Genomic DNA, 5,298 nt, shown 5'->3' with positions numbered 1-5,298 from the left:
GGTGTTGATCCTGGGCTCGACCACCATGCACCAGTCCCACGCCTGGCTGTCCCAGCGCCTGCCGGTGCCGGTGATCAACCCCGGCCCTCTGAGCTACAAGATGGTCGAGGCCGCACTCGGCCTGGGCCTCGCCCAAAGCCGCGTGGGCTACCCCCGGCCCATGCACGACCGGCTCGACATGCTCCACGCGATGATGACCGCGGCGCAGGCGGCAGTGGCCGGCAAGGCCTGAGCGCCGACAAGAAGGAGACTCTATGCCCCTGCATCTGACATCCGCCCAGGTCGATACCTACGACCGTGACGGCTTCGTGTTCCCCATCGACGTCCTCAGCCCCGAAGAGGTCCGCAGCTTCCGCAGCGAGCTGGAGGACTGGGAGCGCCAGCGTGGCGCGCCGATCGACTTTCCCGAAAAGTCCAAGAGCTACCTGCTGTTTGACTGGGCTGACCGCCTGGTGCACCACCCCCGCATCCTCGACGCAGTGCAGGACGTGATCGGTCCCGACATCCTCGTCTACCACTCCACCCTTTTCGTCAAGGAAGCGAACACCCCCGCCTACGTCCGCTGGCACCAGGACAGCACCTACTTTCACCTGTCCCCTCACCTGCACATCACCGCCTGGGTAGCGCTATCGGACGCCAGCGTGGCGGCCGGCTGCATGCAGGCGCTGCCTGGCAGCCACCGCTGGGGCCCGTTCGAGCATGACGACAAGCCCGAGCCGATGAACATGATCAAGCGCGGCCAGGGGATTTCAGGTCGCTTCGACGAGGCCCAGGGCACCTTCATGCCGGTGAAGGCCGGCCAGATGTCACTGCACCACACCGACCTGGTCCACGCCTCGGCAGGCAATGGGACGGATGACAGGCGCCTGGGCTACGCCATCAGCTACATCCCCGCCCATGTGAAGCCCACCGGCCCCGTCACGCCCTCGGCGTTGCGGGTACGGGGACGCAGCCACGGCCACTTTGTGGAAGAAGCACGGCTGCACAGCGCCCTCACGCCGGAGGCCTACGCACGTCACGGAGAGGCCCTGGCCCGCTTTCGGGCGCTGCAAGACAGCGGCTTTCAGGGGCAGCCGGGCGGGAGTAGTCAGCTTGCACAGAGCGCGAAGGGTGCGGATGCCGCACAGGGCGCAAAGAACCCGAACGGCACGCAAGGAACACCGGCATGAAACAACTCGACACCGCCGCCCTGCAAGCCCTGGTCGAGCGCTACTTCGCCGCGGTCGATCGCATGGACGTGCCGGGCACCCTCGCCTGCTTCGCGCCCGAGGCGCACTTTTGCATCGCCAACCACGGCACGCACTACCGTGGCCTCGAGGAGTTGCGCGGCATGTACGAGCGCCTCAACGCGCGCTACGCCCGCGTCTGGCACGGCGATTTCGACCATGTGCTGGACGTACCCGCGCAACGCGCGGCCAGTCGCTTTCGGGTGGAAAACACCAGCCTGACTGGCGAAAAATTCCATAAGAACAACTGCAACTTCTTCCGGGTGGAGGGCGGCCTCTTCGTCGAGGTGTTCGTCTACATGAGCGGGGAGAACTCGCTGGGATGAACCCGCTGAACCCCAAAAAACTGCTGCTGACGAAATGGACCGCCGTCAAACCTGTGGCCAAGCAAAAGCACTTCTTGGTCAGCCGGGTGATCCAGCCCGAGCAGCCCAACGACCCCATTGAATGGGTGGAGATTGAAGCTGTGTTTTCCAAGGCCGCACAAGTCATCCAGTGGCGCGCGCTGCAGGATGAAAGCGTTTGGCGGCAGGGCTGGGTTTGAGTGGCTGCGGCCTTAGGTTGTCTGGATATTTATCATATCCTAGGGCCCATATGAATTCTAGAATCAAAAATGGATCGACAAATGCTTATTTCACAAATCCAACTTGTGTTTATCGCATTATTGGCAATACCGCTGACAACCTCAGCAACCGAAATGCCCTATGGGCAATTGGTGACAAATGGCTTTCGAAATCAAGCGAAGGTGGCTTATGCAAAACCACCTCGAGAATCTAAAGCCCTGCCGACAACTACAATCAACACCCCTATTGAGGCCAAGCAAGTTTTAGATGATTTATTTAATCGAAACAATGCGAAGGCGTTGGTGGTCGCACGAGAATCCAAAATTATTTATGAGCGTTACAGTTTTGGTGTTGGCAAAAGAAATACCCCTCTGGGATACTCAGTATCAAAAAGCCTGACCGCACTCACAGTAGGCAAAGCGATTTGCGACGGTCACATAAAAAGTATTGATGATCCCATAAAAAAATATGTGATTAATTTATCGGCGACCTCATGGGGCGAAGCAACTGTTAAAGATGTTTTGCGGATGTCGAGCGGGGCCTACAAAACAGAACTTAAATTTGATGGTCACAAGTCCCGCGAGCTACAACTGAGAGTCGGTACGGCCATTGCAGAAGGGAAAATGAGTGCCGACTTTATAGATCTGATGAAGGAAAACGATGAAAAAAGTTTTCCCGCAGGTGCGGTGTACAACTATAGCAACTTTGACACTGTCGCATTAGGCTTGCTTGTTCAGGCAGCGACAGGCATGTCTTTTTCAGAGTATTTCGAGAAGGCTATCTGGCAAATGATCGGCGCTGAATCTCGTGGCGCTTGGTTTGTAAACGGCGATGGACAAGCATCCACGTACAACGGATTCAGTGCAACACCGCACGACTGGATTCGAATTGGGGTCATGGTGCTAGAGGAGCTCGGAAAAAAAGAGTCGTGCTTTGGTAAATTTCTCTCGGATGCAACTTCTGCGCAAATCTCCTCAACAGGAACGGCCAATTCGTATGGTTATCAGATTTGGGTTGGTTGTCGAGCCACCCAAACTGACTTTTGTTTCGCAGGCTATGGTGGACAGTTCCTTATCTTTAATGTTGCGACAAATACAGTCATCTACCACCATGCCACAACTTTTTCACCTGTCGTTTGGCAGACGCCTCAGGTTATGGACCAGCTAATCCCAGCCCTAGCCAAATCTAAGTAATGAACCGTCCCGGCTTTGGTGGAAGCCGGTTTTTTTGAGTCAGGCCGCTACCGCGTTCCGACTGGCGGGCATACAAGGCATGCTCCAACGCGTACAGCACAGAGTCCGGACGCATGGTGCTGCTTGGGCGCCAGCCCACGATGGGACGGGCGTACACGTCGATCACGGAGGCCACGTACCGCCAGCCCTGCCAGGTCGAGACGTGGGTGAAGTCTAAAACCGACAGCTGGTTGGGTCGGTCGGCCTTGAACACTCGGTTGCTGGCGAACCCAGTTCAACAAGGTCTGCGGCGTACGTCTGGCGCGCGCGCCCGGCCCGGCGGGGCGCCGCCCTCAGACTGCCTGCGGCGCCCGCGCCAGCAGCGCCAGCCAGGGCGCCATCGGCATCTCCAGCTGGGCCAGGGCAAGCGTGGCCTCCAGCAGCTCTTTGGCGTGGGCCTGCGGCCAGATGCGCGCGGTGAGGTCCATGAACTTGGCGCGCAGCTCCTCGCGGGTGTAGGGCGAGGCGTCGTCGCCTCGGTTCACGCCGGCCTCGCCCACACGGGTGCTGCCGTCACGCAGGTACAGGGTGACCCGCGAGGGCCGCTCCAGCGGCAGGCGCGCGCTCATCGCAGGATCTTCACGTACCGTCACCTTCTTGGCCAGGGCCAGGGCGCGTTCATCACGCAGCGCGTCCCAGGTGAAGCTCGACAGGCTGCTAGCGCCGGTGACCAAGCGGGTGGCCACCGCGAAGGGCACCGAGAACTTGGCCGCCAACGTATTGCGCGGCGCCGGGTCCACCAGCTCGGCGGCGAGGTGGTAGGTCAGCACCTCCACCCGCTCAATCTGATCAAAGGTCGGCAGGCCCTCGCCCGCCGCGAGCTTGTCGAGCGCGTCCAGGGTGCCGTGGTTGTAGCGGCAGCAGGAGTGCAGCTTGAAGTAGTTGCGCATGAAGTGCCAGTCCTGCCCCAGGCCCTGGACCACCGCCGCCCGGTCGAAGCGGTCCGACAGCACCTGGCCCAGCAGGGAACCAGGCCCGTCACGCTCGCCGGTGAAGCCTGACTCCACCAGGTCCAGCGCCAGCACCCCGTTGCGATTGGACAGGCCCGCGTAGGTGTTGCGCACCAAGCCACCTTCGAGCATGGTCTGCTTGGAGGTGGCGGTGGCCAGCGAGGCCGAGAGGCTGATGGCCTCACGCATGGCGCCGGGCTTGGCGCCGGCCACCCGCGCCGCAGCAGCCGCGGCGCCGATGGTGCCCCAGGTGCCGTGCGGATGCAGGGCGCCGCGCAAGGCGCTGGCTGCGCCCAGACGAGAGCCCACTTCATAGCCCGCCACCATCGCCGCCAAAAAGGCCTCGGCCGGGCGCTTGCGCTCCTCGGCCAGCGCCAGCGCGGCGGGGATGGCATGCACCGCCGGATGGCCACGTGAGAAGCGGTTGCCCTCGTCCATCTCGAGGAAGGTGCCGGCCGTGCCATTGACAAAGGCCGAGGCCTCCCGGTGGCTGCGCCGTCCCAGGCCCACCATCAGCGCACCCTCCGCCTCCACCGATCGGGGCTGGCGCGCCGCCAGGGCGCGCACTTCCGGCTCGGCCGAGCCGCCGGCCATGGCGGCCACGGTATCGGCGAGGATCCAGCCAGCCTGCTCGCGCTGGGCGTCGTCCAGGGCGCTGTAGTCGAGGTTGGCGGCAAAGTCGCTGAGGGTGTCGAGGTAATCCATGGTGGGTATCCGGCAAAGGTGGGAGCGGGTGCGGCGTATGACGGCGTAGCGAATCAGGGTTTGGAGTGGCTTGGAACGCAGCGATGTGGCGTGGCGCAGTGCGGCGGGAGGTTCGGTCGGTCAGCCCGCCAGCACGGCACGGCCACACTGTTGTGCCAACTGACCAGGCTGGGCCCAGGACAGTCCGGGAACGGTTTTCAGATCGGCCAGCAATTGGCGCAGGTAGGCAATGCGGCTGGGCATGCCCCAGACCCAAGGGTGAAGCCCCAGGCCCAGCACCGCCGACTGCCCTGTGCGGGCGCATTCGTCGGCCAGGCGGCGCGCGCCTGCAAGTACCGCCTGCGCATGGGCCCAGGGCTCCAGATTGCGCATCCATTGGGCTTGCACGTCGTCCCACTCGGAAGAAAACGGCAGCGCCAGCAAACGCCGGCCTTGGGCACCTGCCGGCTCCATCCAATAGGGCTGGTCGTCATTGCCCCAATCCAGGGTGTAGGCCAAGCCCGCATCGGCCAGCAGGCCGTAGGTGTCGGGGGTGGTGCCCCAGTCCTGGCTCAGCCAGCCCTGGGGAGTAGCGCCGGTGGCGGCGCAGATCGCGTCGATCGACTGCCGCACCTGCGCGCGT

Annotated in this window: 5 protein-coding genes and 3 pseudogenes; 5 read left to right on the top strand and 3 right to left on the bottom strand. The window is 62.5% G+C overall.

Annotated features, from left to right (window positions below; translation table 11 throughout):
* The 5 genes and pseudogenes from QE494_RS00040 to QE494_RS00020 form a co-directional block, all read left to right on the top strand.
* A pseudogene (locus tag QE494_RS00040) lies at nucleotides 1–232 on the top strand (hypothetical protein); the annotation flags it as partial.
* A 22-nt stretch (nucleotides 233–254) separates the two neighbouring features.
* The gene (locus tag QE494_RS00035) at nucleotides 255–1,169 is read left to right on the top strand and encodes a phytanoyl-CoA dioxygenase family protein (RefSeq protein WP_300040216.1); all 915 of its coding nucleotides are present in this window, start codon (nucleotides 255–257) and stop codon (nucleotides 1,167–1,169) included.
* Nucleotides 1,166–1,552 (top strand): nuclear transport factor 2 family protein, encoded by a 387-nt coding sequence (locus QE494_RS00030; RefSeq protein WP_300040213.1) that lies wholly within the window; start codon nucleotides 1,166–1,168, stop codon nucleotides 1,550–1,552. Before QE494_RS00035 ends, QE494_RS00030 begins: the two co-directional genes overlap by 4 nt.
* The gene (locus QE494_RS00025) at nucleotides 1,549–1,770 is read left to right on the top strand and encodes a TIGR02450 family Trp-rich protein (RefSeq protein ID WP_300040211.1); all 222 of its coding nucleotides are present in this window, start codon (nucleotides 1,549–1,551) and stop codon (nucleotides 1,768–1,770) included. Before QE494_RS00030 ends, QE494_RS00025 begins: the two co-directional genes overlap by 4 nt.
* A 69-nt stretch (nucleotides 1,771–1,839) precedes the next feature.
* On the top strand, nucleotides 1,840–2,982 hold the full coding sequence (locus QE494_RS00020) for a serine hydrolase (protein WP_300040209.1): 1,143 nt from the start codon (nucleotides 1,840–1,842) through the stop codon (nucleotides 2,980–2,982).
* A gap of 55 nt (nucleotides 2,983–3,037) precedes the next feature.
* Here QE494_RS00020 and QE494_RS00015 read toward each other — a convergent pair.
* From QE494_RS00015 to QE494_RS00005, 3 genes and pseudogenes are all read right to left on the bottom strand, one after another.
* Nucleotides 3,038–3,241, bottom strand: a pseudogene (locus QE494_RS00015) (DDE-type integrase/transposase/recombinase); the annotation flags it as partial.
* A gap of 73 nt (nucleotides 3,242–3,314) precedes the next feature.
* Nucleotides 3,315–4,676: an MmgE/PrpD family protein gene (locus QE494_RS00010; protein ID WP_300040207.1), complete on the bottom strand. Its 1,362-nt coding sequence runs from the start codon at nucleotides 4,674–4,676 to the stop codon at nucleotides 3,315–3,317.
* 120 nt (nucleotides 4,677–4,796) lie between these two features.
* Nucleotides 4,797–5,298 (bottom strand): annotated as a pseudogene (locus QE494_RS00005) (hypothetical protein); the annotation flags it as partial.

Source organism: Ramlibacter sp. (assembly GCF_029866045.1).
Lineage (GTDB): Bacteria > Pseudomonadota > Gammaproteobacteria > Burkholderiales > Burkholderiaceae_C > Ramlibacter.
This window is presented reverse-complemented; position numbering and strand designations above follow the sequence as displayed.